Source organism: Tenacibaculum sp. Bg11-29, from assembly GCF_002836595.1.
Taxonomy (GTDB): domain Bacteria; phylum Bacteroidota; class Bacteroidia; order Flavobacteriales; family Flavobacteriaceae; genus Polaribacter.
In genome coordinates, this window is record NZ_PJBB01000003.1 from 3,739,625 (window position 1) to 3,766,397 (window position 26,773).

At 29.6% G+C, this 26,773-nt stretch carries 28 protein-coding genes; 22 read left to right on the forward strand and 6 right to left on the reverse strand.

Features of this window, described 5'->3' with window-relative positions; translation table 11 throughout:
* Positions 1–231: 231 nt before the first annotated feature.
* On the forward strand, positions 232–3,207 hold the full coding sequence (locus CXF68_RS16920) for an ATP-binding protein (protein WP_101046292.1): 2,976 nt from the start codon (positions 232–234) through the stop codon (positions 3,205–3,207).
* A 1-nt stretch (position 3,208) separates the two neighbouring features.
* Here CXF68_RS16920 and CXF68_RS16925 read toward each other — a convergent pair whose 3' ends face one another.
* The 3 genes from CXF68_RS16925 to rocD all read right to left on the reverse strand — a co-directional run bounded on the left by CXF68_RS16925 (position 3,209) and on the right by rocD (position 7,299).
* Positions 3,209–4,123, reverse strand: coding sequence for a hypothetical protein (locus CXF68_RS16925; protein ID WP_101046293.1), 915 nt, complete (start codon positions 4,121–4,123; stop codon positions 3,209–3,211).
* 95 nt (positions 4,124–4,218) lie between these two features.
* Positions 4,219–5,847, reverse strand: a complete 1,629-nt coding sequence (locus CXF68_RS16930) for a hypothetical protein (RefSeq protein ID WP_157821980.1) — start codon at positions 5,845–5,847, stop codon at positions 4,219–4,221.
* A gap of 207 nt (positions 5,848–6,054) precedes the next feature.
* A complete protein-coding gene (rocD, locus tag CXF68_RS16935) occupies positions 6,055–7,299 on the reverse strand; it encodes an ornithine--oxo-acid transaminase (protein ID WP_101046295.1) in 1,245 nt (414 codons plus the stop codon).
* A 603-nt stretch (positions 7,300–7,902) separates the two neighbouring features.
* On the opposite strand from rocD, the gene CXF68_RS16940 reads away from it, so the two are divergent.
* From CXF68_RS16940 to CXF68_RS20695, 11 genes are all read left to right on the forward strand, one after another.
* Positions 7,903–8,379: a lipocalin family protein gene (locus CXF68_RS16940; RefSeq protein WP_101046296.1), complete on the forward strand. Its 477-nt coding sequence runs from the start codon at positions 7,903–7,905 to the stop codon at positions 8,377–8,379.
* Between the two features lie 17 nt (positions 8,380–8,396).
* Complete coding sequence (locus tag CXF68_RS16945) at positions 8,397–9,092, forward strand: OmpA family protein (protein WP_101046297.1); 696 nt, start codon at positions 8,397–8,399, stop codon at positions 9,090–9,092.
* Positions 9,093–9,194: 102 nt separating this feature from the next.
* Positions 9,195–10,646 (forward strand): 23S rRNA (uracil(1939)-C(5))-methyltransferase RlmD, encoded by a 1,452-nt coding sequence (gene rlmD, locus CXF68_RS16950; RefSeq protein ID WP_101046298.1) that lies wholly within the window; start codon positions 9,195–9,197, stop codon positions 10,644–10,646.
* A 6-nt stretch (positions 10,647–10,652) separates the two neighbouring features.
* Positions 10,653–11,132: a DUF6452 family protein gene (locus CXF68_RS16955; protein WP_101046299.1), complete on the forward strand. Its 480-nt coding sequence runs from the start codon at positions 10,653–10,655 to the stop codon at positions 11,130–11,132.
* Positions 11,113–11,829 carry a DUF6048 family protein gene (locus CXF68_RS16960; protein WP_101046300.1) on the forward strand — a complete coding sequence of 239 codons (717 nt, stop codon included), beginning with the start codon at positions 11,113–11,115 and terminating at the stop codon, positions 11,827–11,829. The genes CXF68_RS16955 and CXF68_RS16960 overlap by 20 nt, the downstream gene beginning before the upstream one ends.
* A gap of 60 nt (positions 11,830–11,889) precedes the next feature.
* The gene (locus CXF68_RS16965) at positions 11,890–12,837 is read left to right on the forward strand and encodes an isopenicillin N synthase family oxygenase (protein WP_101046301.1); all 948 of its coding nucleotides are present in this window, start codon (positions 11,890–11,892) and stop codon (positions 12,835–12,837) included.
* 4 nt (positions 12,838–12,841) lie between these two features.
* Positions 12,842–13,165 (forward strand): translation initiation factor, encoded by a 324-nt coding sequence (locus CXF68_RS16970; RefSeq protein WP_101046302.1) that lies wholly within the window; start codon positions 12,842–12,844, stop codon positions 13,163–13,165.
* Positions 13,166–13,312: 147 nt separating this feature from the next.
* On the forward strand, positions 13,313–14,257 hold the full coding sequence (locus tag CXF68_RS16975) for a DUF1835 domain-containing protein (RefSeq protein WP_101046303.1): 945 nt from the start codon (positions 13,313–13,315) through the stop codon (positions 14,255–14,257).
* A complete protein-coding gene (locus CXF68_RS16980; RefSeq protein ID WP_101046304.1) occupies positions 14,258–15,127 on the forward strand; it encodes a nucleoside phosphorylase in 870 nt (289 codons plus the stop codon).
* Positions 15,128–15,988 carry a substrate-binding domain-containing protein gene (locus CXF68_RS16985; protein WP_101046305.1) on the forward strand — a complete coding sequence of 287 codons (861 nt, stop codon included), beginning with the start codon at positions 15,128–15,130 and terminating at the stop codon, positions 15,986–15,988.
* A gap of 18 nt (positions 15,989–16,006) precedes the next feature.
* On the forward strand, positions 16,007–16,168 hold the full coding sequence (locus tag CXF68_RS20695) for a hypothetical protein (RefSeq protein WP_157821981.1): 162 nt from the start codon (positions 16,007–16,009) through the stop codon (positions 16,166–16,168).
* Between the two features lie 54 nt (positions 16,169–16,222).
* Here the strand turns inward: CXF68_RS20695 and CXF68_RS16990 are convergent, their stop codons facing one another.
* Positions 16,223–16,864: a protein-L-isoaspartate(D-aspartate) O-methyltransferase gene (locus CXF68_RS16990; RefSeq protein ID WP_101046306.1), complete on the reverse strand. Its 642-nt coding sequence runs from the start codon at positions 16,862–16,864 to the stop codon at positions 16,223–16,225.
* Between the two features lie 276 nt (positions 16,865–17,140).
* Between CXF68_RS16990 and CXF68_RS16995 the strand changes: the two genes are divergently transcribed.
* From CXF68_RS16995 to CXF68_RS17005, 3 genes are all read left to right on the forward strand, one after another.
* Positions 17,141–18,100: a Gfo/Idh/MocA family protein gene (locus tag CXF68_RS16995; protein WP_101046307.1), complete on the forward strand. Its 960-nt coding sequence runs from the start codon at positions 17,141–17,143 to the stop codon at positions 18,098–18,100.
* A 29-nt stretch (positions 18,101–18,129) separates the two neighbouring features.
* Positions 18,130–19,017, forward strand: a complete 888-nt coding sequence (locus CXF68_RS17000; protein WP_101047577.1) for a 3-hydroxybutyryl-CoA dehydrogenase — start codon at positions 18,130–18,132, stop codon at positions 19,015–19,017.
* Between the two features lie 293 nt (positions 19,018–19,310).
* Positions 19,311–19,778, forward strand: a complete 468-nt coding sequence (locus tag CXF68_RS17005; protein ID WP_101046308.1) for an ankyrin repeat domain-containing protein — start codon at positions 19,311–19,313, stop codon at positions 19,776–19,778.
* Positions 19,779–20,395: 617 nt separating this feature from the next.
* On the opposite strand, the gene CXF68_RS17010 is transcribed toward CXF68_RS17005, so the two are convergent.
* The gene (locus tag CXF68_RS17010) at positions 20,396–21,388 is read right to left on the reverse strand and encodes an IS110 family transposase (protein ID WP_101044188.1); all 993 of its coding nucleotides are present in this window, start codon (positions 21,386–21,388) and stop codon (positions 20,396–20,398) included.
* Positions 21,389–21,642: 254 nt separating this feature from the next.
* On the opposite strand from CXF68_RS17010, the gene CXF68_RS17015 reads away from it, so the two are divergent.
* From CXF68_RS17015 to CXF68_RS17035, 5 genes are all read left to right on the forward strand, one after another.
* Positions 21,643–22,014, forward strand: a complete 372-nt coding sequence (locus CXF68_RS17015) for a transposase (RefSeq protein WP_101046309.1) — start codon at positions 21,643–21,645, stop codon at positions 22,012–22,014.
* A gap of 210 nt (positions 22,015–22,224) precedes the next feature.
* Positions 22,225–22,614 (forward strand): integrase core domain-containing protein, encoded by a 390-nt coding sequence (locus CXF68_RS17020; RefSeq protein WP_101046310.1) that lies wholly within the window; start codon positions 22,225–22,227, stop codon positions 22,612–22,614.
* An 85-nt stretch (positions 22,615–22,699) separates the two neighbouring features.
* Complete coding sequence (locus tag CXF68_RS17025) at positions 22,700–23,275, forward strand: sulfotransferase family 2 domain-containing protein (protein ID WP_101046311.1); 576 nt, start codon at positions 22,700–22,702, stop codon at positions 23,273–23,275.
* Between the two features lie 132 nt (positions 23,276–23,407).
* The gene (locus CXF68_RS17030; RefSeq protein ID WP_157821982.1) at positions 23,408–24,445 is read left to right on the forward strand and encodes a dienelactone hydrolase; all 1,038 of its coding nucleotides are present in this window, start codon (positions 23,408–23,410) and stop codon (positions 24,443–24,445) included.
* 524 nt (positions 24,446–24,969) lie between these two features.
* Complete coding sequence (locus tag CXF68_RS17035) at positions 24,970–25,281, forward strand: hypothetical protein (protein WP_157821983.1); 312 nt, start codon at positions 24,970–24,972, stop codon at positions 25,279–25,281.
* Between the two features lie 393 nt (positions 25,282–25,674).
* On the opposite strand, the gene CXF68_RS21055 is transcribed toward CXF68_RS17035, so the two are convergent.
* Positions 25,675–25,947: a hypothetical protein gene (locus tag CXF68_RS21055; protein WP_232771678.1), complete on the reverse strand. Its 273-nt coding sequence runs from the start codon at positions 25,945–25,947 to the stop codon at positions 25,675–25,677.
* Between CXF68_RS21055 and CXF68_RS17040 the strand changes: the two genes are divergently transcribed.
* Together CXF68_RS17040 and CXF68_RS17045 are read left to right on the forward strand one after the other, a co-directional pair.
* A complete protein-coding gene (locus tag CXF68_RS17040) occupies positions 25,868–26,542 on the forward strand; it encodes a serine hydrolase (protein ID WP_232771706.1) in 675 nt (224 codons plus the stop codon). The genes CXF68_RS21055 and CXF68_RS17040 overlap by 80 nt on opposite strands.
* A complete protein-coding gene (locus tag CXF68_RS17045) occupies positions 26,493–26,756 on the forward strand; it encodes a hypothetical protein (protein ID WP_101046315.1) in 264 nt (87 codons plus the stop codon). The genes CXF68_RS17040 and CXF68_RS17045 overlap by 50 nt, the downstream gene beginning before the upstream one ends.
* The last annotated feature ends 17 nt before the right edge of the window (positions 26,757–26,773 follow it).

A 26,773-nucleotide genomic window follows, 5' to 3' on the forward strand; every position in this document is an offset into this window, starting at 1 on the left:
TGAAATGCATCAACATAAAAAACAAGTTTATTAAAGTTAATACAGCTACAATAATTATTTTTATCATTTATAAAAACCACTTCGTTATTTCACTAAAAACGAATATGTTAAAAAAGATGTTCATTTCGTTAATAAAAATACACATAAAACTAAATTTAGCCCCTAATAATATATTATTTTCGCCATCTTTTTTTATCACAAAATCTATAAAACAAGTACTTCTTCATACCTATGAAAAACGAAAAAAATTGGTTACAATATTATAAAAATAGTTTATCTGATAGTGAAAACTTAGCGATTGATATTTCTAAAATAAAAAACTTATTTCATCAAAACACGTCAGATTTAAGCAATGCGCTTATCGGTTCAAAACAAGCAAACGAACTATTAGACGTTGAAGAACGAAGAATTAATAGATTAAAAGGAATAAAAAAAGACAGTAATAACTGGCATAAAGTAGAAGAAACAAAAATACTTATTTCTCCTTTTCATTTAGATTATAAAACAGACAACCCAAAATCTAAACAACGCCCTATTCACCCTTTTTGGGTTATTGCAGTTGTTAATCGTGATGGTCAATTATCAGCCCCTAAAGAATTATTTCCTTTAATCGTTCGTAACTACCTAACCCCTGTTGCCGATGTTAAAAACGATTTTATTTTTTCTGCTATTGATACTATTTTAGATGCCAAAGATCTTGAAGCACCTGAAGCCGAATATGAAGATGAATCAGTACCATGGGATGAATACTGGGATTATATAAACGAAATATTTTCAGAAATCACCAATAGCAACCTACAACAGTATCAAGTAGAAAATTACACAACACAGTATCAACTTACTTATTTTGCTATAAGTTCAAAAATTTCTACTGCAAAAAGCATTCTATTTTTATACGAAAACTTATTAAAAAACGAAGAAGAACTACCTATACTGTCTAAAATAATAAATCCACTTTCTAAAAACAGAATAGAAGCAATTACCGATGCAGGTTTTTTAAATTACAACCACTTGCATTTAGGGCAAATGTCTAACGAATTTCCGTTATCTATCAGTCAACGAAAAACACTACTCTCTTATTTAACAGCAGAAGAAAATGCCGTTACAGCGGTTAATGGCCCTCCAGGAACAGGAAAAACAACACTATTACAAAGTTTAGTAGCTACCGAATTTGTAAAAGCAGCAATAAGAGGAGAAGATGCACCAATAATTTTAGCATGTTCTAACAACAACCAAGCAGTTACTAATATTATTGATAGTTTTATCAATTCTGAAAGTACGATGGTGGACTTATCTAGCAGATGGATTCCTGACTTTAACGGTTACGCAACTTACCTACCTTCGAACTCTAAAAGTATAAAAGCCTTAAAAAATATTAACTTTTTAAAAGGAAACCTATTTGGTAATGAAGGGACGTTGTGCGACTTAGAAAATGAAGACTATATAGACGAAGCTGAATATTATTTCTTAACAAACTTCTGTAATTACTACAATACAGAAACAAACTCATTAGAAGATGTTTGTGATCATTTACAAGAAGAAATTATAATTATAGAAAACACCTTAATAGATGGTGTTGAGTTTTCTACCGACTACATAAACTCTATAAATTACATAAATAATATACTTTTAGATGAAAGTAATTTTGTAAAAAAAGACGCCTTTAGAATTGGGACACTTAAAGAATGGAGAACTATAATTACTGACCTTAAATCGGCAGTAAAACAAACTGACTTTATAGAAAAAGTAAAACAATATTTTAAAGTTGATACCGATACAACTAGCAACAATGCCGATCGTATTTTTAAAGTTACAGAAGACACCATTGCAAGTAACGAAAAAACAATAGCGTTTATAAAAGAATGCCTTACCTACTTAAATTTAGCATTACAAGCTAACTTACGTTTAAAAAACTGGAAAGCAGAAAACAATATTAAAGGATTCCCCTTTGTATCAGAAGAACAAATGTGGAATAATGAGTACGAAAAAATGAATTCTAACGATAATTCGCAACGATTTTTTTATGATGAGTTAGATATGGAACTACGTCATAAAGCCTTTCTACTTGCAGTTCATTATTGGGAAGCGAGATGGTTACTAGCCACAAACGACATGTTAGAAAACAATACCGAAAAAGGTACTGGAGAAAATGCCGTTAAAAACAAGTGGAAACGTAGAGCAATGCTAACACCATGTTTTGTTGCTACATTTTACATGGCACCAAGTCATTTTTTATACAGTCAATTTCAAGGAGAAGACGACAACGGAAAAGGAATTTTCGAGTACTTACCGCTATACAACTTCTTAGACCTTTTAATTATTGATGAAGCAGGTCAAGTAACTCCAGAAGTTAGTATTCCCGTATTTTCTTTAGCCCAAAAAGCCTTTGTTGTAGGAGATTTAAAACAAATTGAACCAATTTGGTCAATACCTTCAAAAATAGACACAGGTAATTTAACTAGTCTTAACATGCTAAATAACGAAGACGATGAAAATTATTTAAAAAACTTAGGATTCTTAGCCTCAAGCGGAAGTATTATGAGGATGGCACAAAACGCTTGTGAATTTGAAACTCCTTTAGCTTCTCAAAAAGAACAAGGCTTAGTATTATTAGAACACAGAAGATGTAACGATGAAATCATTAACTTTTGTAACGAACTAGCGTACAATGGTATATTAAAACCAATGAAAGGAAAAGCTAAAGACTCACAACCATTTCCGTCAATGATGGCATACCATATAGAAGGAGTTAGCGAACGTAAATACAACAGCCGTTGCAATATAAGCGAAGTAAAAGCCATTATAACCTGGCTACAACAAAATAAAGAAAAAATACAAGAAGCCTATAATGTTGAAAATATTGAAAGTATTTTAGGTATTATCACCCCTTTTGCAAGTCAAAAAGGAGAATTAGCAAAAGCCTTAACCGATGCAGGTTACAAAGTAAACAATATAAAACTAGGAACCGTACACGCATTACAAGGCGCAGAACGAAGCATTATACTATTCAGCTCAGTATATTCTAATGAAGACGAAGGAACCATGTTTTTTGAAAAAGACAACAAACCAAACATGTTAAACGTTGCCGTATCTAGAGCTAAAGAAAGCTTTATTTTATTTGGAGACACTCGAATTTTTGATGAAACAAAAAACACACCTTCTGGTATCTTAAAAAAGCATTTAAACGTACACGAAATGGTTAAATAATTTACGTCACTATTTCCTTTACTTTATCAGGCTTTACACACCCACAAGGTAATTCTGTTTTAGGTTCACAGTAAAGTGTAATTTCTAAATTCTTATCTTTTTTATGCTTATTGTAAAAATCTTTGAGGTTTATAGTATAATGCTTTTCACCTTTTATCTTAAAATAAATATTATGATTTAAAATAATATCGTTTAAAATAGTTAAATCAAAATTTAATATTTTATTCTGTTGATTTGTTGTTGATTCGAAATTATAATAAGGTAAAAAAAACTGTTTTGGCATCTTAGAATTCATATCTAAAAAACCTATACCTGAAGCTCCTTTAGCATTTTTATACAACTTTTTATCTAACCTTGGAAAATCTTTGGAATCAACATTAAAAGGTATAATACTTATTTTTTGCCCTTCAAAAGATTTGTCGAATTTAATTGGTATATATTTTATTTTTACCAACTTTAAAATATTATAGTCTAAAAGGACTTGTTGTACTGGTTTATCTCCTTTAAAAACAAATTCATGTGGTGTAACTATTCCAATATCGTATTTAGTATTTTTTTTAGGTTTACCTTGTTTATCTCTATGAAAAACAGGAGGTGAAGCTATATAATACTTTGAAACAAAATATGATTTATTTGTTTGTTTATCATTATGATAACCATAAGGGATTTTTGAAAAAACTTGATTTCTTGTATTCCATTTTAATCCTTCTGGTGCATTTTTCCAATATTTAATTTCATTATTAGTTACAACAGTATTACAACCTAACAATGTTATTCCTTGATTTTTGTGTTTTTTTTGAGGTTTAATTGTTGATTTATCAAGATTAAAGTTTACATAAGCAGTACTTTTATCTTGACATAATAAATTTAAAGAAGTCAGTAAAAATAAAATAATATTTATATGTAAAAGCTTCATTATAATCGAGTTTATTTAATGGATAATTATATAGTAAACCTAAAATTCATTATTTAAGTTTACTATTATCTTCTTGATAAGAATTAAAAAACTTTTTAATTCATTTTAAGTATTTTCTTGATTGCTTTAACATCAGGAGGAACACCTAATGTATCAGGCATTTTAATAGGACCGTCTCCTAACAAGAAGCTAAAATCATTTCCTCCAGCTTGTGCATTACCATGACACCCCATACAGCCACCCATAGATACTTTTTTTCCTTTTTTATTTACATTAGAAAAATGTAACAGAATACCCGTTTTATTAGCAAAAGCCCCAGTAAATCTTCTTAAAGTATAATCCGTTTCAATCACATTATTAGCTAAATAATAAGAATCATCAGAATCAGCATCTTTAAGATCCACAGGTACAGCTTGCACACCTAATAACTCGTAATATTGCCATACAGAATTATTATTTTTAGATTGTTTTTTTATTTGTTTTTGAATCGCTGTATTAAAAAGTTCTAAACCTGATGGTATTTTATGAATCTCTTCTTGAGTTTTTACTGCAATATTACCAGTTTTAATATACTGGTTGTTTGTATCATAAGTTAAATCTGGAACTTGTTTTGTCTTACCGTTTTCAGTCTTATTTTTATAATACTGATAATATGGCCCTTTAGCCTCTTCTAAAGCAATACTATTATTATAATAAATTCCAGAATCTAAATTATCTACATGATTAAAAGTGGTAAAAATAAATGTAGGGAAGTTTTTTGTTTTTCTAATTATATGTAAACCTACCAAACCATAATCTTGATTTGTATACTTTACCTTATCTCCTACCTTTTTATAAACTAATACTTTCTGAATATAATATCTTTCTTTTTTATCGCTATCGTTTAACTTTCTCCAAGCAGCTTTTATTTCAATAGCTCCTTCATTATTTTCATCAGCACAAGGAAAACAAATCACTTCTTGTTTTGCAGCTTCTTCACTCAAACATGTCCCTCCAAAAGCATTTAGTTTTTTAACTGTGTTTTTTGCCCAATTTGATGCTGTATCTGCATTCTGAAGATTATAAGCTCTTAAATAAGAATACTCTGTTTCGTTAATTTTAGCCTCATATAATATTTGATCTCCTCCTGAAATATTTCCTTTACCAGCACCTCCAAAAACTACAGCTTCGCCAATTTCATTATTTTCATCTAAATTATTAAAAAGGTTAAACTCATCAGACTCCTTTAGAGATGAAGGCTGATAAGTATACTGATACACTGGTTTTTTTAACAGATTCCAAGCTGGTAAATTACTCGATTGATGATTAAAAACCTCTGCTTTACTTGCATAAGTACTCCATACAGTAGTTGGTAATTTATTAGGTGTAACACTTAAAAAAGTAGAATCAGAACTAGCATTTGGTTTAGCTCTATTTCCTGAGGTGTTTGTATTAGCTACTGGCCAATTTAATGCTATAAATTGCTCCCATGCTAACTTGTATAACTCCAATTTCGACGCATCAGATTTTGGTCCTTTTGGTACCGAGCTATCTTTTAAATTTATCGATTTAACAATATCATTAATAAGTTTATTCTCTTCTTTAGCAGTAAGTTTAAAATCATTTTTCTTTATAACCTCTGAAGCAGAGCTTTTATTCTTAATAAGGTATTGATTATTTTGTTTATGATTTTTACAAGAAAAAATCATAAACAACGAAATGATTATTAATAGTATATTTCTCATCATTTTAAGATATATTTTGGTTAGATGTCATGTAAATTTCACCTATTAGCCTATTATATCTAAAAAAAATGGCTTAAAGTCTTGTTTTTATGTTACAAGTCCTATAAAACTAAGAACAAAAGAAAAATAACGTTTTATTATATAAGTTTAAAATAAGCAAAAAAAAAGCGACTTTATAAGTCGCTTTTTTTATCTAAGATAATATCTTTATTTCTTAAACTCAGAAATTGTTTTCTTAATAATCGAAATACAATCCATTAATTGCTCCTCTGTCATAACTAAAGGTGGTGCAAAGCGAATAATATTTCCATGTGTTGGTTTTGCTAATAATCCGTTATCACGTAACTTCATACAAATATCCCATGCAGTAGAACTCTCTTCAGTATCGTTTATTAAAACAGCGTTTAATAAACCTTTACCTCTAACAGATAAAACTAATTCACTTTCTTTTGCGAACTCAGCTAATTCAGCTCTAAAAATTTGCCCTAAACGCTCAGCATTATCTGCCAAACCTTCTTCTTGTATAACTTCTAAAGCAGCCGTTGCTACTGCCGCAGCAATAGGGTTACCTCCAAAAGTAGAACCGTGATTCCCTGGCTTAATAACATTCATTACGTTATCATCTGCTAATACAGCTGAAACAGGGTATGCTCCACCAGAAATAGCTTTTCCTAAAATTAAAATATCAGCCTTTACATTTTCATGATCAATTGCTAACATTTTACCTGTACGTGCAATTCCAGTTTGAACTTCATCAGCAATAAATAATACATTATGTTTTGCACATAATGCTTTTGCTGCTGCTAAATATCCTTCAGAAGGAACATATACTCCAGCCTCTCCTTGAATTGGTTCTACTAAGAAACCAGCAATATTTTTATCACTCTCTAAAACTTCTTCTAAAGCTTTTAAGTTATTATATTCTATTTTGATAAATCCGTTTGTAAACGGTCCAAAATTCTTACGAGCTACAGGATCATTTGAAAACGAAATAATTGTTGTAGTACGACCATGAAAGTTATTTTCACAAACCACAATCTGTGCATTATTCTCATTAATCCCCTTTACCTCATAAGCCCATTTTCTACACAATTTCAAAGCAGTTTCTACCGCTTCTGCACCAGTATTCATTGGTAATAATTTATCGAAACCAAAAAGTTCAGTAGCAAATTTTTCATACTTCCCTAACATGTCATTATAAAATGCACGAGAAGTTAAAGTTAACGTTTGTGCTTGATTTACCATCGCAGCAACAATCTTCGGATGGCAATGCCCTTGATTTACCGCAGAATAAGCTGATAAAAAATCATAATACTTCTTACCTTCTACATCCCATACATATACACCTTCACCTTTACTTAATACTACTGGTAACGGATGATAATTGTGTGCTCCATACTTATTCTCTAATTCAATCGCTTGTTGCGAAGTTAATTGGTCTAAAACAGCCATTCTAAAATAATTTTTAATTAATAAAAAACTATTCCTCTTCTACCTTTATCCTTTCGAAAAGCTCCGAAAATTCAGCGTGGGAAAGAAATCATCCCTAAAAAGTGCTGCAATTTACTAAATATTACCTGTCTTTTGATATCTTAATCTGAGATTTTTGCCAACAATGAAGAAACTTGTAACGCTAATCCTTTAATTTCTCTTAATAAAGCGTTTTTATTCATCAAGATCATAATTCTTATATTTTTTACTATTAAATACCCCATCAATTGTTTCAAAAATATGTTATTTATGAAACTTTATTTTCTCTTCAGATAATGTTTCTTTTAGTAACCTATCTCTATTTTTTTAATTAATTTTACGTTCTCAATTTAGAGAGAACAATTCTATAATATAAAAAATTTATAATAGACTGTTTTAATAACCAGTTACAAGTTGTTTTTATTCTAAAAAAAAATATTACAGTATAAACACGTACTTATCAATTAATTAAAAAAACATTATAAATTAACATTAAATATAGAGTGACTTAAAAACACTTTATGTGTCAAAAAATTGAACCATTTAAGAGTTCAACATCTTTATAAATAACTAACTTATTAAATCATGAAAAAGACTTTATTTTTTATCATCTTTTTAGCTACACTTGTTGGATGTAAATCTACTTCTGTAGTTAACACAAAATTAGATAACAAAACCGAAAAAATGCTTAAAGGAAACTGGACAATTACCGCTGTAAATTTCCCTGGCTCTGATTATCTAAAAGTGAACTCTTTTAATTTAGGAGATTCTAAATGCTTTATTGGTAGTGACTGGAGTTTTATTTCTAATAATAATAAAGGTAAAATGAGTTTAAATACAGCAGATACTAGTTGTAAAGAATTTAGCTCTCCAATAACTTGGTACATTAATAAAAACGGAGAATTTGTATTAAAAATCATTAACAATCATAAAGCTAAAAACGTAAACAATGGTTTTGTTTTAAATATAAATAAGGTAACTGCAACAAGTTTCAATTTGGTTGATAAAATAAATGTAGCAGGACAAACAAAAAATATAACATATACATTTCAAAGAAAATAATTATAAAAAAAGTAATAATGAAAAAAACAATAATATATAGTTTAGCAATTTTATTTTTAGCAAGCAGTATTTTTATTTCTTGTAGTTCTATTAAAAACGCTAACAATACTCAAAAAGGAGCCGTAATAGGTACTACAGCAGGGGCTATTTTAGGTGCCGTAATTGGAAACAATGTAGGAAGTGGTAAAAATTCTGAATTAGGAGCAATACTAGGTGGTGTTATTGGTGGTGTAGCAGGTGGTGTTATTGGTAACAAAATGGATAAACAGGCTCGTGAAATTAAAGAAGCTTTACCTGGTGCCGAAGTAGAGAGAGTTGGTGAAGGTATTAAACTAACTTTAGGTGAGAACGCTGTTAGATTTAACACTAATAAATCAACATTAAGTGCTGCAGCTAAAGCAAACTTAAACAAGTTACTACCTGTTTTTAAAAGTTACGATAATACAGATATTGCTATTTATGGTTTTACTGATAGCAAAGGTAAAGTTGCATACAATCAAACTCTTTCTGAAAAAAGAGCAAATTCAGTAAAAAAATATTTAACAAGTAAAGGTTTAAGTATAAGTCGTTTTAAAACAAAAGGATTAGGTATAACAAACCCTATCGCTTCTAACGAAACTACTGAAGGTAGAAGTAAAAACAGACGTGTAGAGTTTGCTATTATTGCAAATCAACAAATGATTAATGAAGCTAAAAAAGAAGCAGGACAATAAACAATCCTATCTTTTATAAAAAAGGCTACTCAAATGAGTAGCCTTTTTTGTGTTATCAAACCATAACTTTTCATAATTTTGCATATCTATAAATAACAGAAAATGCCACGTAGAGAACGAAATAAATTTGTAAAGAAGAATCAAGTTTTAGAATTAAAAATTGAGGATTACGCTTTTGGAGGAAAAGGAATAGCAAGAATAAAATCTGAAGAAGGTAGCTTTGTTGTTTTTGTTCCTAATACACTACCAGGCCAATTGGTAAAAGCACAAATTAGCAAATCAAGTAAGAAATATGCTGAAGCTAAATTAATTGATGTTTTAGAACCATCTGAAGATGAAGTTGAAGTTCCATTTCAAGACATTCCTGGAGCTCCTTACATTCAGTTACCAATTGAACTACAACATAAATACAAAAAAGAAAGTACACTCTCTTTATTCAAAAGAATAGGGAAAGTTGAAAATATTGATGATTTATTTGATGAATTTATAACTTCTCCCAACGTATTTCACTACAGAAATAAAATGGAATACGGTTTTTCTGCGATTGGTTATGATAGAGAGAACAAAACAGATGCCGATTTTTTTACCTTAGGGTTTAAACGTCGTGGAACTTGGTGGATGGGTGATAACCTAAATAAAGATTCTGGTTTATTTGACACACAAGTTGAAGATAACCTAAAGGTAATACGTGAATATTGTGAAAAAACTGGTTTAGCACCTTGGCATGGCCCTAGAAAAGAAGGTTTTTTTAGATATTTTGTAGTTCGTAAATCTTATAAAACAAATGAGTTATTATTTAATTTAGTAACGACATCGTATGATTTGCCGAATTTTGATATGCAAGCTTTTGCTAAATTATTAAAAGATCTTTTTGGAGAACGCTTAGCTGGTTTACTTCATACCATAAACGACGAAATTGGAGACAGAACCATAGCAACCTCAGGAAGTATTGAACTTGTTACTGGAAAAGATAAAATTGTAGAAGAACTATTAGGCTTAAACTTTGAAATAAGCATGAAAAGCTTTTTTCAAACAAACCCTAAATCTGCCGAAAAACTATACACAAAAGTTGTTGATTATGCTTTAGAAAACAAAGAAGCTGTTGACAATACTGTTGTTATGGATTTATTCTGTGGAACAGGGACTATAGGACAAATTTTAGCTTCACGAAGCGACAATGCTAAAATAGTTGGAGTAGATATTGTAGCTTCTGCTATTGAAGATGCTAAAGAAAATGCTAAACGAAACAATATTGAAGGCTTGCAGTTTTATGCCGCTGATGTTGGTAAGTTTTTATTAGAACACCCACAATATCAGAATAAAATAAAAACAATTATTTTAGACCCTGCTCGTGCTGGTATTGCCCCAAAAACATTACGCAAAATCATCCGATTGAATGCTGATAGAATGGTTTACGTATCTTGTAACCCAGCAACACAAGCCCGTGATACCGAAGAGTTAATTAACAGTGGTTATAAATTAAAAAAGATTAGTTTAGTAGACCAGTTTCCGCATACAGCACATATAGAAACTGTTGTTTTATTTGAAAAATAAGCTTTAATGAAAAAAAATATCCTTTTATTATTTATTTGTTTTGTAGGATTATCCTCTTGTGAGAAAGACGATTTCTGTGTTCAAAATCCTGTTACACCAAGATTAATCTTAAGTTTTTATGATAAAGATGATACCTCTTTAAAAAAGAAAGCACAGCGTTTTTCTATGATTGCACAAGGTAAAACAGATAGTCTTTTTAAAAGTATAACTACAGATAGTATTGCAATACCTTTAAATTCGTTAGCAAATGAGACTATTTACACTTTAAAAATGAATGATGTAGATAACATAGCTGTAAACAATAAAATAGCAACCTTAACCATAAAACACAACTCTGAAGACGACTATGTTTCTCGTTCTTGTGGTTATAGAATAGTCTTTAAAGATATTAATTTAACACATACTAGTTGGATTGATAATTTATCTACTTCAACAATTACAAATATTAACGATCAAACAAAAGCGCATGTACAAGTATATTATTAGTATCTGTTTGCTATTTGTTGGTGCAAATGGTTTTTCTCAGAAACAAAAACTATCAAAAACTAAAAAAGACACCATAACCTACAAAACAGGTTACGGTTTACGTTTAGGTGTAGATATTAGCAGACCTGTCTTATCAATTGTAGACAAGAGTTATAGTGGATTAGAATTGGTTGCTGATTATCGTATTTCTAAAAAATGGTATATCGCTACAGAATTAGGGTACGAAGAAGAAAAAACTTTTGAAGATTTTACAACCTCAACATCAAAAGGAAGCTTTATTAGATTAGGAGCTAACTTTAACGCCTATAAAAATTGGTTAGACATGAATAACGAAATTTATGTAGGTATGCGCTATGGGTTTGCCATTTTTGATCATACTTTAAATAGTTACACCCCTAATGTTACTTCTGGAGTAGAAGAAACACTACCATACTTTCCTACTAACACAATAACAACTCCTTTAACTGAAACAGGATTAACAGCTCATTGGACTGAAATTCAATTAGGTATAAAAGTAGAAGTTTTAAAAAACCTCTTTTTAAGTGGTGGATTTTCTTATAAAATAATGTTAAGTTTAGATGATCAAAAGAACTTTAAAACACTATATGCCCCTGGTTTCAATCGTATTTTTGAAAGTAATACTGGTTTTGGTTTTAATTATACAATATCTTATCTAATCCCTTTTGTTAATAAGTAATTTTAAAGCCTATCGTTGATTTCACTAACTTTACACTTTAAATAATTAAACTTATTAACAATGAATAAAATTCCAAGCGTAAATTTAGCAGACTTTTTATCAGACGATAAAACCAGAAAACAAAAATTCATCAATGAAATTGGTGACGCTTATGAGAATATAGGATTCGTAGCTTTAAAAGGTCATTTTTTAGACGATAAACTAGTTGATAATTTATATACTGAAATTAAAAACTTTTTTGACTTACCTACTAACATAAAAGAGAAATATGAAATTCCTGGTATTGGTGGTCAAAGAGGCTATGTTTCTTTTGGTAAAGAAAGTGCTAAAGGGAAAAAAGAAGGTGATTTAAAAGAATTTTGGCATTTTGGTCAGTATGTAGATGCTGCCTCTAAATACGCAAGTGAATATCCAGACAATGTAAATGTTGAAGAACTTGCTAAGTTTAACGAAGTTGGTAAACAAACCTACCAAATGCTAGAGAAGACAGCTAAATACGTTTTACGTTCTTTAGCATTACACCTAGACTTGGAAGAAGTTTATTTTGATAACTATATTAAAGACGGAAATAGTATATTACGTCCAATACACTACCCTCCTATAAAAACAGAACCAAAAGGAGCTGAAAGAGCAGCTGCCCATGGAGACATTAATTTAATTACCTTATTAATGGGAGCTCAAGGAAAAGGATTACAAGTTCAAAATCATAAAGGAGATTGGATTGATGCTATTGCGCAACCTGATGAATTAATGATTAATGTTGGAGATATGCTATCACGCCATAGTAACAATAAATTAAAATCAACCATACATAGAGTAACAAATCCTCCAAAAGAATCTTGGGGAACATCTCGTTATTCTATTCCCTTTTTTATGCACCCTGTTTCTGATATGAAGTTGGATGTTTTAGAGAACTGTATTAACGAAAACAATCCTAAACAATTTGAAGATATTACAGCAGGTGAATTTTTAGATGAACGCTTACGTGAGTTAGGATTGAAAAAATAATATTATGGACTTAAAAGACCAATTAAAAAACTTATTTCCAGATCATAAAGAGACTGAAATTAAGCAAGAGCAGAAAACTGATATTTGGTTACAAGACGCCCCTATACTTTGCAAGTATGAAAAACGCAAAGGAAAACCAATTACAATTTTAGATGGTTACACAGGCGCTACTCAAGATTTCAAGAAACTAGCTAAAGAAATTAAAACAAAATTAAGTGTTGGTGGTAGTTTTAAAGACGATAAAATAATTATTCAGGGAGATTATCGTGATAAAATAATGCAACTTTTAAAAGACAAAGGCTTTAATGTAAAACGCGTTGGAGGTTAACTAATATTAAAACATCAAGAATAAATATTCTTGATGTTTTTTGTTTTTACTATATTTAAACGTTTTTTAACAAGAAACTAATAATAACGCTAAAAATAGGTCGTTTATTATATATAGATAAGTATAATTAATTTCAATTCCTAAAATATGACATCCCCAACATTACATATTACAAACGGAGACTACACTACAGAACGTTTAAAAAAATTAAATTTTGAAGGTCAAATAATTACATGGCGTGAAATGCTCTGTGAAGGCAAAACTACTGTTGAAGTTGGTAGTGAAGACTTTTGGAAAACTCGTTTCGATTTTTTTAAATCTTCTTATAAAGTTTCTAAGCAAAAATTTATTGACTATACAGTAAAAGAATATCGGAATCTTTGTAATCAAAAACAACAAGACGAAATTGTTTTATGGTTTGAATATGATTTGTTTTGTCAAATAAACATGCTTGCTGTTATAAGCTGGCTAAAACGTTACAGAAAAGGCCGTCAAATATCTTTGGTTTGTAGCGGAAAAATAAAAACACAGGAAAAATTAGCCGGTCTAGGAGAATTATCTGATAATCAGTTAAAACAACATTATAAAAATAAGGTTATTCTAACCCAAAATGATATTGAATATGCCGATTATATTTGGCAATTGTATTGTTCAGACAGTCCATTACAATTAGAAAACGCTTCTAAATCAAATAAAAATTCAATTTTCAATTATTTAGAAGACGCAATAAAATCTCACCTTCTTCGATTTCCATCAATCAAAAATGGTTTAAATCATATAGAAAATGGTATTTTAAAAACCGTAAAAAACAATCAATTTAATACTAAAAATCAACTTGTTGCTAACTTATTAGCAAACCAAGAAAATTACGGTTTTGGCGATACACAATACCTTAATAAAATAGAGCAATTAAAAAAATTATTCACTTCATTTAACCCCGTTAAACTAAGCAGGGCTGGTAAACAAGTGTTAGAACTGCAAACCAACTATTATGGTAAAATACGTTCTGATTTTTCGTATCTTGGCGGAGCTAAAAAATACAGCTATTTATATGTAAACGCTACAGATAAATTGTTGAAAATTACATCATAAATGAACATTAAACATTCTGAACTCATCTTAAACCCTGATGGAAGTATATATCATCTAAACTTAAGACCAGAACACATAGCTACTGATATTATATTCGTTGGAGATCAAAATCGTGTAGATAAAGTCACACAACATTTTGATAGTATTGAATTTACTACCCAAAAACGGGAATTTAAAACCAGTACAGGAACTTATAAAGGAAAACGTATAACGGTAATTTCTACAGGTATTGGTCCTGATAATATTGATATTGTTTTAAATGAATTAGATGCTTTAGTAAATATCAATTTAAATACACGTCAAGTAAAAAAAACACATACATCATTAAATATTACGCGCATAGGTACTTCTGGTTCTTTACAAACAGATATCCCTGTTGATAGTTTTTTACTAAGTTCACATGCCTTAGACTTAAACGGAATGTTATTATCTTATAAAACAGAAGAAATAACGCATCCTGTTATTGAACAGGCTTTTATTGCACACACCAATTGGTGTTCAAAGAAACCATATCCTTTAATCGTTTCAAACGGAAAATACTTGGAAGACAAATTAATGTCTGATAACGTTTTTAAAGGAATTACTGCTACAGCAGGAGGTTTTTACGGTCCACAAGGACGTGTATTACGTTTGGCTTTGCAAGATGCTGAATTAAATAAAAAAATAGATAGTTTTAACCATAACGGAAACAGAATTACCAATTTAGAAATGGAAACTTCTGCTATTTATGGTTTATCAACATTATTAGGTCATAACGCAGCTTCAATGAACGCTATAATTGCCAACAGAGCTAACGGGACATTTAGCGAAAACCCTGGTAAGGTTGTTGCTGAATTGATTAAATATACATTAGATAAATTAGTAAGATAAATGCTAAACTTAAAAGTAGGTGGTGTACCAGAACATTTTAATTACCCTTGGTATTTAACCCTAAAGAATAAAGAGTATACAAATGAAGGTATTAACCTACGTTGGCAAGATTTTCCTGGAGGTACTGGAGAAATGTGTAAGGCTTTACGTTCTGGTGATGTTGATATTGCTATTGTGCTAACTGAAGGTATTATTAAAGACATTATAAATGGTAATCCTTCAAAAATAACTCAAGTTTTTGTGCAAAGTCCTTTAATATGGGGAATTCATGTTGGCGCTACATCTAAATTTAAAAAAATTGAAGATTTAGAAAATGCCACCGTTGCTATAAGTCGTTTTGGATCAGGATCGCATTTAATGGCTATTGTAAATGCTCATAATAATGGTTGGAATATTGATAATTTAAAATTTAAAGTTGTTGGTAATTTACAAGGAGGCATAGATGCTTTAACAAATGGTGAGGCCGATTACTTTATGTGGGAGCACTTTACTACAAAACCATTGGTAGATAATGCTACTTTTAGACGTTTAGGTGATTGCCCTACTCCATGGCCTTGTTTTGTTGTAGCTGTACGTAATGAAATACTAGAGAAAAACTTTAGTGAAGTAAAAAAAGTATTAGACATTATTAATAATTGTACTAGTGATTTTAAAGATCTTAAAAACATTGACGAGACACTAGCTTATAGATATGAACAACAATTAAAAGACATTCAGAAATGGTTATCAATAACCGAATGGAATGATGGAGAACCTATATCAAAAAATTTAATAACCCGCATACAAAATAAAATGATAGGTTTTAACGTTATTGAAGAGAAGAAAGATTCTGGTGAGTTAATCAGAAATATGTATATTTGATTTTTAAAACCGAAAAAAATGAAAAAAATAGTATTTATTGCAATTTGTGTTGTTAGTTTAGTGGGTTTTTCTTCTTGTGGAAGTACAGCACCTTGCGGTTTATCTAAAGTTGATAAAACAAAACAAAACAAACATCAACCAGAAATTATTGTTGCTGATGCAACTGAGATTGCTGAATAAATTGATGTTCTTTTAATTCAAATTCAATAAATCCGCTTTTCTTAAGCGGATTTATTAGTTTTTATCCTCTAACATTGGTACAAACTTAAAATCACCCAATTCGTGCTTTTCAAATTCTTTAGGAGAGTTTCTAATAAACAATGTCATCACCTGTTCTTTATCACCTACAGGTATTAACAACTTACCTCCTACTTTTATTTGCCCCAGCAATGCTTTAGGAACAAACGGAGCTCCTGCTGTTACAATAATCTTATCAAAAGGTGCTTCTTCTACCAACCCAATATAACCATCACCAAAAATAAACCGTTTAGGCCTATAACCTATCTTAGGTAAAAACATTGATGTTTTTTTAAACAACTCATGCTGACGCTCTATCGTATAAACTTCAGCCTTTAACTCTAATAAAACTGCTGTTTGATAACCTGAACCCGTTCCAATTTCAAGTACTTTTTCTCCTGGTTTTATTTCTAAAACTTGCGATTGAAAAGCAACCGTATATGGATGAGAAATTGTTTGCTCTGCTGCAATAGGAAATGCTTTATCTTGATATGCATGCGCTTCAAAGCTACTATCTATAAACAAATGCCTAGGTATTTTACGAACAGCCTTCAATACATTTTCATTTACAATGCCTTTAGCTTGTAACGTAGTTGCTAACTGATTTCTAAGTCCCTGATGCTTTGTTGTGTCTTTCATTTATGAATACGATGCTAATGGTGAATTATTATTTAACCTATTGATTTACAATTCTATTATTTATAACAAATAATCGTGCTATTTTTTTTCTTAGAATATAATTTCAACACGTCAAAAATAGTAATAAATCTCTATAAAAGTGTATCTTTGTTAGCATTGCTTTTCAAGTTAAAATAGAAAAGCTAAATAGGTTAAAAACAACGTCATTTAAAGGTTGAATACTCTAGTAATGTACAACCTTCTTGTTAAAAATGACTAAAAAAAATCAAACATATTATGTTAAAAGCTGGAGTTTTAGGTGCAGGTCATTTAGGTAAAATACACTTGCGTTTGTTACAACAATCTAAAAAATATGATTTAATAGGTTTCTATGATCCTTTTACTGAAAATGCTAAAAAGGTTGCAAAAGAATTTGGGTACAAATTATTTAATTCTGTTGAAGAATTAATTAACGCTGTTGATGTCATTGATATTGTTACCCCAACCTTATCTCATTTTGATTGTGCTAAACAAGCAATTGAAAATGGGAAACATGTTTTTATTGAAAAACCAATAACAAACACATTACAAGAAGCTGAAGCTATAAAAACTTTAGCTAGTCAGAACCACGTTCATGGTCAGGTAGGGCATGTTGAACGCTTTAATCCTGCGTTTACCGCTGTAAAGGACATGATAGACTCTCCAATGTTTATCGAAACACATAGATTAGCAGAATTTAACCCAAGAGGAACTGATGTACCTGTTGTTTTAGATTTAATGATTCATGATATTGATATTATTTTATCTGTCGTAAAATCTAAAGTAAAAAAAGTTCATGCTAGTGGTGTTTCTGTTATTTCTGACACCCCAGATATTGCAAATGCTCGTATTGAATTTGAAAACGGATGTGTTGCTAATTTAACTTCTAGCAGAATATCAATGAAAAATATGCGTAAAAGTCGTTTTTTTCAAAAAGACGCCTATATTTCTGTTGATTTCTTAGAGAAAAAATCTGAAGTTGTTAAAATGAAAGATGTTCCTGAGAATCCTGATGAATTTGCTATGATTTTACAAAATGCAGAAGGTGTTAAAAAACAGATTTATTTTGATAATCCTGCTGTTGTTGATAATAATGCCATTTTAGATGAGCTAGAATCATTTGCTAATGCAATAAATAATAATACAACACCTATTGTTTCATTAACCCAAGGTACAGAAGCCTTACGAGTTGCCCACTTAATTATAGATTGCTTTTAACAAAAAATAATAAAAACACAACAAACAATATGAAAAACATCGCTGTTATTGGAGCCGGAACTATGGGTAATGGAATTGCCCATACATTTGCTCAATTTGGTTACAACGTTCAACTTATTGATATATCTCAAACTGCTTTAGATAAAGGTTTGGCTACTATTACCAAAAATTTAGACAGAATGGTGTCTAAAGAAAAAATATCTGAAAACGATAAAAAAACTACTTTAGCTAATATTACAACACATACTTCTATTAAAGATGGTGTGCAATCTGCTAGTTTAGTTATTGAGGCGGCAACAGAAAATGTAAACTTAAAATTAAAAATATTTAAAGATTTAGATGAAGTTTGTCCTGAAAACACCATTTTAGCTACAAATACTTCTTCTATTTCAATAACACAGATTGCTGCCGTAACAAAAAGACCTGATAAGGTAATTGGAATGCATTTTATGAATCCAGTGCCAATCATGAAATTAGTTGAAATCATTAGAGGTTATAATACTTCTGATGAAGTAATGGATTTTACTGTTGATTTAACTAAGAAAATTAAAAAGGTACCTGTAGAGGTTAACGATTACCCTGGTTTTGTAGCAAATCGTATTTTAATGCCAATGATTAATGAATCTATTGAAACCTTATATAATGGCGTTGCTGGTGTTGCTGAGATTGACACAGTAATGAAATTAGGTATGGCACACCCAATGGGGCCATTACAGTTAGCTGATTTTATTGGTTTAGATGTATGTTTATCTATCTTAAATGTAATGTATGAAGGTTTTAAAAACCCTAAATATGCTCCATGCCCACTATTAGTAAATATGGTAAATGCAGGTAAATTAGGTAGTAAATCTGGTGAAGGTTTTTACGACTATAGTGAAAGTAGAAAAGCTGAAAAAGTAGCTAAAATGTTTTCTTAAAGTAAAACACTCATTAATTACTCAAAACAGTTCTAAACTTCGGTTTATCAAAATAAGCAAACCCTTCTATTTTATAGAGGGGTTTGTTATTTTGCATTTATTGGTTATAAAAAAAAGTATATTGTTGAGTAAAATTCATCATTTATAGTAATTACATTATTATACCGTTAGACTTATTGATTACTTTAATTCTCAAAAAATCATTAATACATTTAGTGTTAAATTTTAAATTTCATTATTTTAATAGTTAACTATATATATTTGTTAGCACCAATTCAAGAAATCAACAAACTATGAAAAATATTTTTACTTTTATATTATATATTGGAATAACCATATCTACTACAACTGCTCAAAATAAGAATGAAAAACTTTATCAAGCTGTTGTTCAAAATGACTTAACTAAAACTAAAAAATTAATAAAAAAAGGAGCTGATGTTAACTTTGTCAAACAATCTGGACCTTGGGTGAAAGTAAATTTACTTATTACAGCTATAAATAATAAGAATTTAGAAATCACAAAAGTATTACTGGAAAATAAAGCTGACGTTAATTGGAAAGACGGGTTTAAAACTTCTGCAATTCTTTATGGAGCAAATAGTGGAAATGTGGAATTGATAAAATTGCTTCTAAAGTACGGATCGAATATTAATGATAATGACGGAAAAAGAAATACAGTTCTTACTGCTGCGAAAGAAAGTAAAAATCTTGAAATGATTAAATTTGTTGAACAAAAAATCAATAAAAAAAGTAAAGAGTAAAACTTACAGTGGTTGAAAATAATATTAAAAATGAATACTTACAGTTATATTTATATTTAGCCTTCTAGGAATTCAAATTGCGAGTTTTAATGATTGATTCTTTATCTAACTATACAAGTAATTTGGATAACAATTATTTCGAATAACATAATTAAACTATCGAAATCTAAAAACAGGCTAGATATAAGTATTCGAGAAATAAAATATTTATTTAACTTTTAACAACTGATATTGTAATCATCTCTTTATCAATATCATTTGGATTTAGAATCTTATTTGCTTCTTTATACAAACTGACGTTTTATGTAAATGGAATTTGTATTATAATTTCAATATTTCGAAACTATTATATAATAATTAATGAACTAATTAAAAGAGAAAACCCTGTAGGGAAGAAAATCACATTAATATCATCTTCTTTTATATATCCAATTGGTGTTTACATAATAAAAACTGGTGCTAACTTAAGCCGTATAAAATTAATTCCTAGTTTTAGCTTATTTAGGTAAGCCTTGCTAACTTTCTATTTATGGTTTATTTGCTAAATTTAGTATTTAAACCACGCAACTGATCTTACACGTATTCCAAGATCAAATCCTAATAAAGTTTCTTTTTTTTTAAGCTGCATGTTGTTGAAGAACTACATAAGGTGTTCCTCTTTTAACAACTGCAAAAGCTCTTGAGATTAGTTTGTTTCTAACATTATTTATGGCTAACATTTTATCTTTTCCTTCTGCTAACTTTCTTTTATAATACATTCGTAATTCACTATCATGCTGTATTGCTGAAACACTTGCCATACTCAATAAACTCTTCATTTTCCTATCACCTAAATAATGACATTGTTTCCTTCTTCTTATACTTGTTCCTGATTCATGCGCGAAAGGTGCTGTTCCACAATAACTCGAAAATGAGCGCCAATTATCAAATCTAGTAAAATTACCTGTATGATAAATCAGTTGACAAGCAACTACAAAACCAACTCCTTTTAAACTAGATAATAATTCATAGTTCTTATACATCGAACTATCTTCAAATATTAATTCTTCTATTCTAATTTCTATTGACTTTACTTGTTTGGATAAATAGTCAATACTTCTTTTTAAACTAATGCAGCCAGCATCTGTGGTAGCACTGGTTAAAAACACTTTCATTTCTTTTAAAGTTTCCTTTAATCCTGCATTGTTTCTAACTAATTGATCTCTCAAAGCGAGTAATCTTCCAAGCTCTAGATGAGCTGTGCTTTTTACTGTACTTGGACTTAATTCTTCTCTGTAAATCCACCCATAACGGGCTATTAAACTTGCATCTAGACGGTCTGTTTTTTCTTTTACAATTCCTGATGATCGCTTTATTTTTAAGGGACTCTCTTCAACATAAACAATCTTCTGACTATGTAGATAAAGCGCAAATTTTAAAGAATAATATCCTGTATTCTCAAAACAATAAAAAACATCAACCCCTTTTGTTGCTTTTAAAACCCATTTTATTAAACTTTTATATCCTACGATATCGTTCTTAAACTCCTTGTGAGACTGGGCATGATAACAATAAGCATCAATTTTTTTTTTTGACACATCAATTCCTACGACTTCTTTGTAATTTTTCATATTTTTACATTTAGTGTGAATAAATTTGTTGCTTTAACTACTTCCTTTATCGGGAGATTTAACTCCTGGTATTCCAAATGGTTCTTGGCAACTTTATAGAAACAGAGGACTCGTACGTGTACTGGAGCTTGAAATCTAAAACACGTTATAGTTCTCCTCTTTTTCTATCTAAAGATATTTAATACAAACTAAAGAAACACGTTAGCAATAATTATGACCCGTCCTGAAATGACGGCTACATAATTTTAAACATTATGTACAGAAATGACAAAGTAATTAGACGTTACAGTGAACTTTTTAAATTAAAAATTTTAGCAGAACTTACAATCGGAAAACATACAAAGAGCAAACTTTGTAAGCTCTACTCTATTGCACCTACAACAGTAAATGTGTGGATTAAAAAGTACAATCGTAAAGACTTAATGAACACCAGAGTAAAAGTGGAAACTAAAGACGAAATATCTAGAATTAAAGGACTTCAAAAAGAAATTGAACAACTAAAAAAGCTACTACTCAAAAAGGATTTAGATGCTATGGTACAGGATTCTTATCTTGAAGTAGCTGCTGAAGATCTTGGCTATAAATCAGTTATTGAACTAAAAAAAAAGCTAAGTATAAAGCCTTAATCAAAGCTAAAGAGAAATCTAAGAGATTTGCTTCTTTAACAACTATAACTCATTGTTTTGGGCTTAAACGTGATGCGTATTATAAATCTAAAGCTGATAAGCGTTTAGAACTGGAACAACAGATTTTAAACATTGTTAGAAAAAGGCGCAAATCTCTTCCTAGAGAAGGTGTGCGTAAACTTATTAGATCTCTAGATAAAGAGTTTATTAATGATAATATTAAAAGTTGGTAGAGATACTTTATTTAAAGTGCTTAGAAAACACAAAATGCTAACACTTAGAAGAAAAAACAGCGCCAGAACTACTAACTCTTATCATCGTTTTTATAAATATAAGAACATCATAAAAGACTTAGAAGTTAATAGAACTAACCAAGTTTGGGTGTCTGACATAACATACATTAGAACAGTAAAAGGCTTTTGTTATCTAGCTTTAATAACAGAAAATGCAATGGCAGAACGTGTAAACGGAATATTAAAAGACAAGTTTTATCTCGATCAAACCTTTGAAAACGTAGCACATGCAAAGAGAGCTGCAAAAAGTGTAATTAATTTATACAATGAAGTAAGAATACATTTATCTTTAGGTTATAAATACTGAATATGGTATACAAATTATCAGCGTAAAATAAATTTTAACCTGTAGCCGTATTTCAGTACAAGACATTTAAAACTGAATTCTGATAATGATTATTTCACACAAAAAAAAACTAATTTTTATTCATACACATAGAACTGCGGGAACTAGTTTTAGTAATATTTTAAGGCAAAATTTAGATGACAATTTTGAAACTTTTTCCCAGCACAGTAATGCAATGACTGTAAGTAGTGATTTATTTGATAATTACAATGATTATTACAAATTTGGTTTTACGAGAAATCCTTGGGAACGTATTTTTTCATGGTATTCATTGATTCAACTTAACAATCGAAAAAGCCTTGCAGAAGAGAGAATTAGATTTGAAAAATTCATAGAATGTGATCATGCATCTGACTTTGGCTCATCTTTTTTTCATTATAATTCTCTGGATTACTTTACCAATAAAAAAGGTAAGCTTATAGCAGATAACATATTTCGTTACGAAAACCTTAATAATGAGATTAGAACAATTGTTAATAAATTCAATATACAATTAACAGAAATCCCTCATGTGAATGCTGCTAGTCCTAAAGACTATAAAGCATTTTACACAGACAAAAGCCATTATTTAATTGCTGAAAAATGTAAAAAAGACATCGAATACTTTAATTATACTTATTAATAAAAACAAAGTACAACAAGGTATAAACGACATTAAAACAACCGTTTATGCGTAACCTTAGCTAATAATTTAAAGAAACACTGTAACGATTAACTTTTTCATTTGTCTTTAGATTGAGTTAAAAACCAATAAATGAAAAATTTACCAATAATTGTTCTCATAATATTCTTATCCTTTTCTTGTACAAAACAGAAAGAAAGGATCTTTAGAATAGGCCAAAGATCAGTAACGTTTCTAGATGAATCGAGAAGTCGACCATTGTCTACCGAAATATGGTATCCGACTTTGGCTACTTTAACAAAAAAAGAACAGAAAAAAAGTCAAAAAAAACTTTTTAAAGCCATCGAAACAATTCCAAACGCAACTATTCCTAATGAAAAATTTCCGTTACTAATAATCTCACACGGAACTGGAGGAAACAGATTTTCATTGACTTGGTTTATCGAAAAAATGGTAAAAGAAGGTTACATAGTTGTTTCGCTCGACCATTACGGAAATTCTACTTTTAACAAAATACCGAGAGAGTTCGTAAAATGGTGGGAAAGACCAATTGACGTACAATATGTTCTTACGCAAGTTCTAAAAAACAATGAAATTGGAACTAAAATAGATACATCAAGAATTGGCGGAGTTGGTTTTTCTTTGGGTGGTTATACCAATATCGCATTGGCAGGTGGTTATGTAGACAGAACAGTTAGGGAAAATGAAAAATCGAAGGACAGGGAAATGCCTTCCGAATTCCCTAAAACAGAAGAAATTATAGATTTTGAAAATGACAGTCTTATTATTTCATCTTACAAAAAGTACAAAGACTTCGTAAAAGATGACAGAATAAAGGCATTTTTCGTAATGGCACCAGCAATTGGATTTGGATTCCATTCCAAAGAGCAAACTAACAAAATTACTGCACCGGTTTTTATTGTAGCAGGAAAAGGAGATTTGGTAGCACCTGTTAAAAAAAATGCTGAAAAATATCATATTTTAATCAAAACCAGTAAAATCTATCTTTTTAACAAGAATGTTGAGCACTATGTGTTTTTAAACCAACCAACAGATTTTGGAAAAGAAATAGCACCTGAAATAACCATTGACAATTCAACCGTGGACAGAAAGGAAATACACGAAAAAACATTGAAATTAGCATTGAATTTTTTCAAAAGCACGTTATAAAACCTATAGCTAACTTAAGCAGTATATCAAAACAGTTATTTTAGTACTTAAATAAAAGATTACATTTATCTTTAGAATACAAAACATCTAATTACATGTATCTAAATGCCGTTTAAATTTAATTAACTGTAGCTGTATTTTAGGACGAGACATTAAAAATAGACCTTTGTGTATTTTAAGAACTAAAAAAAAATGAAAAAAATATTTGCACTAGAAATAGTAGCCTTTTTATCTTCTTGTAAAAAATCAAAAAGTTAAAAACACAATAAACAAAAAACGAATTACAAGAAAATAACAATTCTGAATTAGGTTATTGCAAAATAGAATTAGCTAACAATAAAGGGAAAACGCATAAGTACAGTATGACCAGTTCTGATGTAGTAAAGAAAGGTTTTGTATTTACATCATTTAATGTTGGTCTTGATAATAAGATGCCACAAAAAAAGACCTTGAAATTTCATTTTTATTTAATCGTAAAGGCAGTTCTCTTAAACTAAATATAGGAATATATAAGATTAAAAGTATTGGTACCAAAGGAGACGATTCAATTGTTTTTTAATTTTTCAGGAGCATTAGGTATGAAAACCTATGAAGAAGCATTAGAATTTAACAGGTTGAAAGACATTAAAGACCGTTTTATAGTCGTTCCAAATAAAGGTAATCAAATCACCTTCAAATCTGTTAAAGATTTAGATAATTCTACTAAAATTTATGAAACAGGAGAACAATTAATTGAAGGAAACTTAATGATTAACTTATTACAGGTAAAACGAAAAGAGAACTTCACTCTTAAAATATATTTTAAAATAATAAACGATTGGACAATTACTCAATAATAATAAATTACATATTTCAAAACTCTAATTAAATTAAGCAGAATACCTTATCAAGGTAAAAAAGTATAATGGCAACACATAAAAATTTCGGATTTAAAATCAAATCTTCAAATGTAAAAACGTTTGCCAACAAAAAAATAAGCTAAAGAATAATTGGACGTGAATGTGTATTTTATTCAAAAAAAAATCATAATTCATTTAAAATATTTGCAGAAATGATCGTAAACATCTAGAAAAATAAGTCCCGATTTGTTCATTTTCAACAAATTGAAACCTCAAAAAGTGCCTATTCATATAGTTTTGCTTCAAAATAACCTTTAAACAAAACTAAAAAAAGCATGAATACTTTAAAACATTACAATTATCAAAAACAATCGATAAAATCATTAAAATTTACCTTCTTTTAATAGCTATCTTTTTCATAAGCTGTACTGAAGATCCAATACCTATATCGAGTACATTAAAAAAGGATATTGCTAACCAAGAATATGTAAAAATAATTGAAGAAAACCTTTCTAACTTACCTTTAAATAGTCGAGTTGCTATTGCAATTATAGACAATGAATCTACTGAATATATAGGTGTAATAAACGATAAGAATACTTTAAAAGTAACCAATAATTCGGATAATATTTTTGAAATTAGATCTATTACTAAAATTTTCACAAGCATTTGTTTATCAAAGCTAATTACAACAAATGAAGCTATTTTAACAGAAACCCTAAGTAGTCAATTTTATTTTTCAATTCCAACTGGTGGAGATATTACACTACTACAACTAGCAAACCACACTTCTGGTTTACCTGTTGTACCAACAAACGTTGGTGAAATAAAAGGATACAATGCAAGTGATCCTTATGCTACCTACACATTAGATAACTTAAAAAGTTATTTACAAAATGATCTTGTTTTAAGTTCAGAAAGTGGTTTAGAGTATTTATATTCTAATTTAGGGACAGGAATGTTAGGATATATTTTGGCTCAAAAAAGACAAAAAACATATGAGCAGTTACTACATAATATAATTTTTAAACCTTTGAATATGGACAACTCTACAACATTACTAGAAAATATTGATTCAGATAAATTAATAGAAGGAAGAGATAAAGGTGGCAACATAGTTCCTTATTGGAATTTAGATGAAGTAGCATCAGGTGTAGGCTCTATTAAATCTTCAGTTAAGGATTTAGAAAAATTTGTTCGTAAAAACTTTGAAAACGACATCGTTTACAATTTATCCACAGAAAAAAACATTTGGTAAAGGAAACAACACTTATATTGGCTTAGGTTGGGCTATTATTGAAGATGGAAGTTTTACTTTACTTACTCATGATGGAGGTACTGGCGGGTTTACTTCGATATTAATGCTTGATAAAAATCTAAAAAAAGGTATTATAGTACTATCTAATGTTGATAAATATACTCAAGAAACTTCTCAATTGTGTAATTCTTTATTTTTAAATAAAGCAAACTAGGATAATTATTTTACAAC

What these genes read in the sequence shown, in the direction of transcription:
- CXF68_RS16995 (WP_101046307.1), top strand. Translation starts at nt 17,141, where the DNA reads ATGTTAAAAGCTGGAGTTTTAGGTGCAGGTCATTTAGGTAAAATACAC.
- CXF68_RS16945 (WP_101046297.1), top strand. Translation starts at nt 8,397, where the DNA reads ATGAAAAAAACAATAATATATAGTTTAGCAATTTTATTTTTAGCAAGC.
- CXF68_RS17000 (WP_101047577.1), top strand. Translation starts at nt 18,130, where the DNA reads ATGAAAAACATCGCTGTTATTGGAGCCGGAACTATGGGTAATGGAATT.
- CXF68_RS16930 (WP_157821980.1), bottom strand. Translation starts at nt 5,847, where the DNA reads ATGAGAAATATACTATTAATAATCATTTCGTTGTTTATGATTTTTTCT.
- CXF68_RS17015 (WP_101046309.1), top strand. Translation starts at nt 21,643, where the DNA reads ATGTACAGAAATGACAAAGTAATTAGACGTTACAGTGAACTTTTTAAA.
- CXF68_RS16990 (WP_101046306.1), bottom strand. Translation starts at nt 16,864, where the DNA reads ATGAAAGACACAACAAAGCATCAGGGACTTAGAAATCAGTTAGCAACT.
- rlmD (WP_101046298.1), top strand. Translation starts at nt 9,195, where the DNA reads ATGCCACGTAGAGAACGAAATAAATTTGTAAAGAAGAATCAAGTTTTA.
- CXF68_RS16975 (WP_101046303.1), top strand. Translation starts at nt 13,313, where the DNA reads ATGACATCCCCAACATTACATATTACAAACGGAGACTACACTACAGAA.
- CXF68_RS16985 (WP_101046305.1), top strand. Translation starts at nt 15,128, where the DNA reads ATGCTAAACTTAAAAGTAGGTGGTGTACCAGAACATTTTAATTACCCT.
- CXF68_RS16955 (WP_101046299.1), top strand. Translation starts at nt 10,653, where the DNA reads ATGAAAAAAAATATCCTTTTATTATTTATTTGTTTTGTAGGATTATCC.
- CXF68_RS16925 (WP_101046293.1), bottom strand. Translation starts at nt 4,123, where the DNA reads ATGAAGCTTTTACATATAAATATTATTTTATTTTTACTGACTTCTTTA.
- rocD (WP_101046295.1), bottom strand. Translation starts at nt 7,299, where the DNA reads ATGGCTGTTTTAGACCAATTAACTTCGCAACAAGCGATTGAATTAGAG.
- CXF68_RS16970 (WP_101046302.1), top strand. Translation starts at nt 12,842, where the DNA reads ATGGACTTAAAAGACCAATTAAAAAACTTATTTCCAGATCATAAAGAG.
- CXF68_RS20695 (WP_157821981.1), top strand. Translation starts at nt 16,007, where the DNA reads ATGAAAAAAATAGTATTTATTGCAATTTGTGTTGTTAGTTTAGTGGGT.
- CXF68_RS17030 (WP_157821982.1), top strand. Translation starts at nt 23,408, where the DNA reads ATGAAAAATTTACCAATAATTGTTCTCATAATATTCTTATCCTTTTCT.
- CXF68_RS17005 (WP_101046308.1), top strand. Translation starts at nt 19,311, where the DNA reads ATGAAAAATATTTTTACTTTTATATTATATATTGGAATAACCATATCT.
- CXF68_RS16980 (WP_101046304.1), top strand. Translation starts at nt 14,258, where the DNA reads ATGAACATTAAACATTCTGAACTCATCTTAAACCCTGATGGAAGTATA.
- CXF68_RS16940 (WP_101046296.1), top strand. Translation starts at nt 7,903, where the DNA reads ATGAAAAAGACTTTATTTTTTATCATCTTTTTAGCTACACTTGTTGGA.
- CXF68_RS16960 (WP_101046300.1), top strand. Translation starts at nt 11,113, where the DNA reads ATGTACAAGTATATTATTAGTATCTGTTTGCTATTTGTTGGTGCAAAT.
- CXF68_RS17025 (WP_101046311.1), top strand. Translation starts at nt 22,700, where the DNA reads ATGATTATTTCACACAAAAAAAAACTAATTTTTATTCATACACATAGA.
- CXF68_RS16920 (WP_101046292.1), top strand. Translation starts at nt 232, where the DNA reads ATGAAAAACGAAAAAAATTGGTTACAATATTATAAAAATAGTTTATCT.
- CXF68_RS17010 (WP_101044188.1), bottom strand. Translation starts at nt 21,388, where the DNA reads ATGAAAAATTACAAAGAAGTCGTAGGAATTGATGTGTCAAAAAAAAAA.
- CXF68_RS16965 (WP_101046301.1), top strand. Translation starts at nt 11,890, where the DNA reads ATGAATAAAATTCCAAGCGTAAATTTAGCAGACTTTTTATCAGACGAT.
- CXF68_RS17020 (WP_101046310.1), top strand. Translation starts at nt 22,225, where the DNA reads ATGATAATATTAAAAGTTGGTAGAGATACTTTATTTAAAGTGCTTAGA.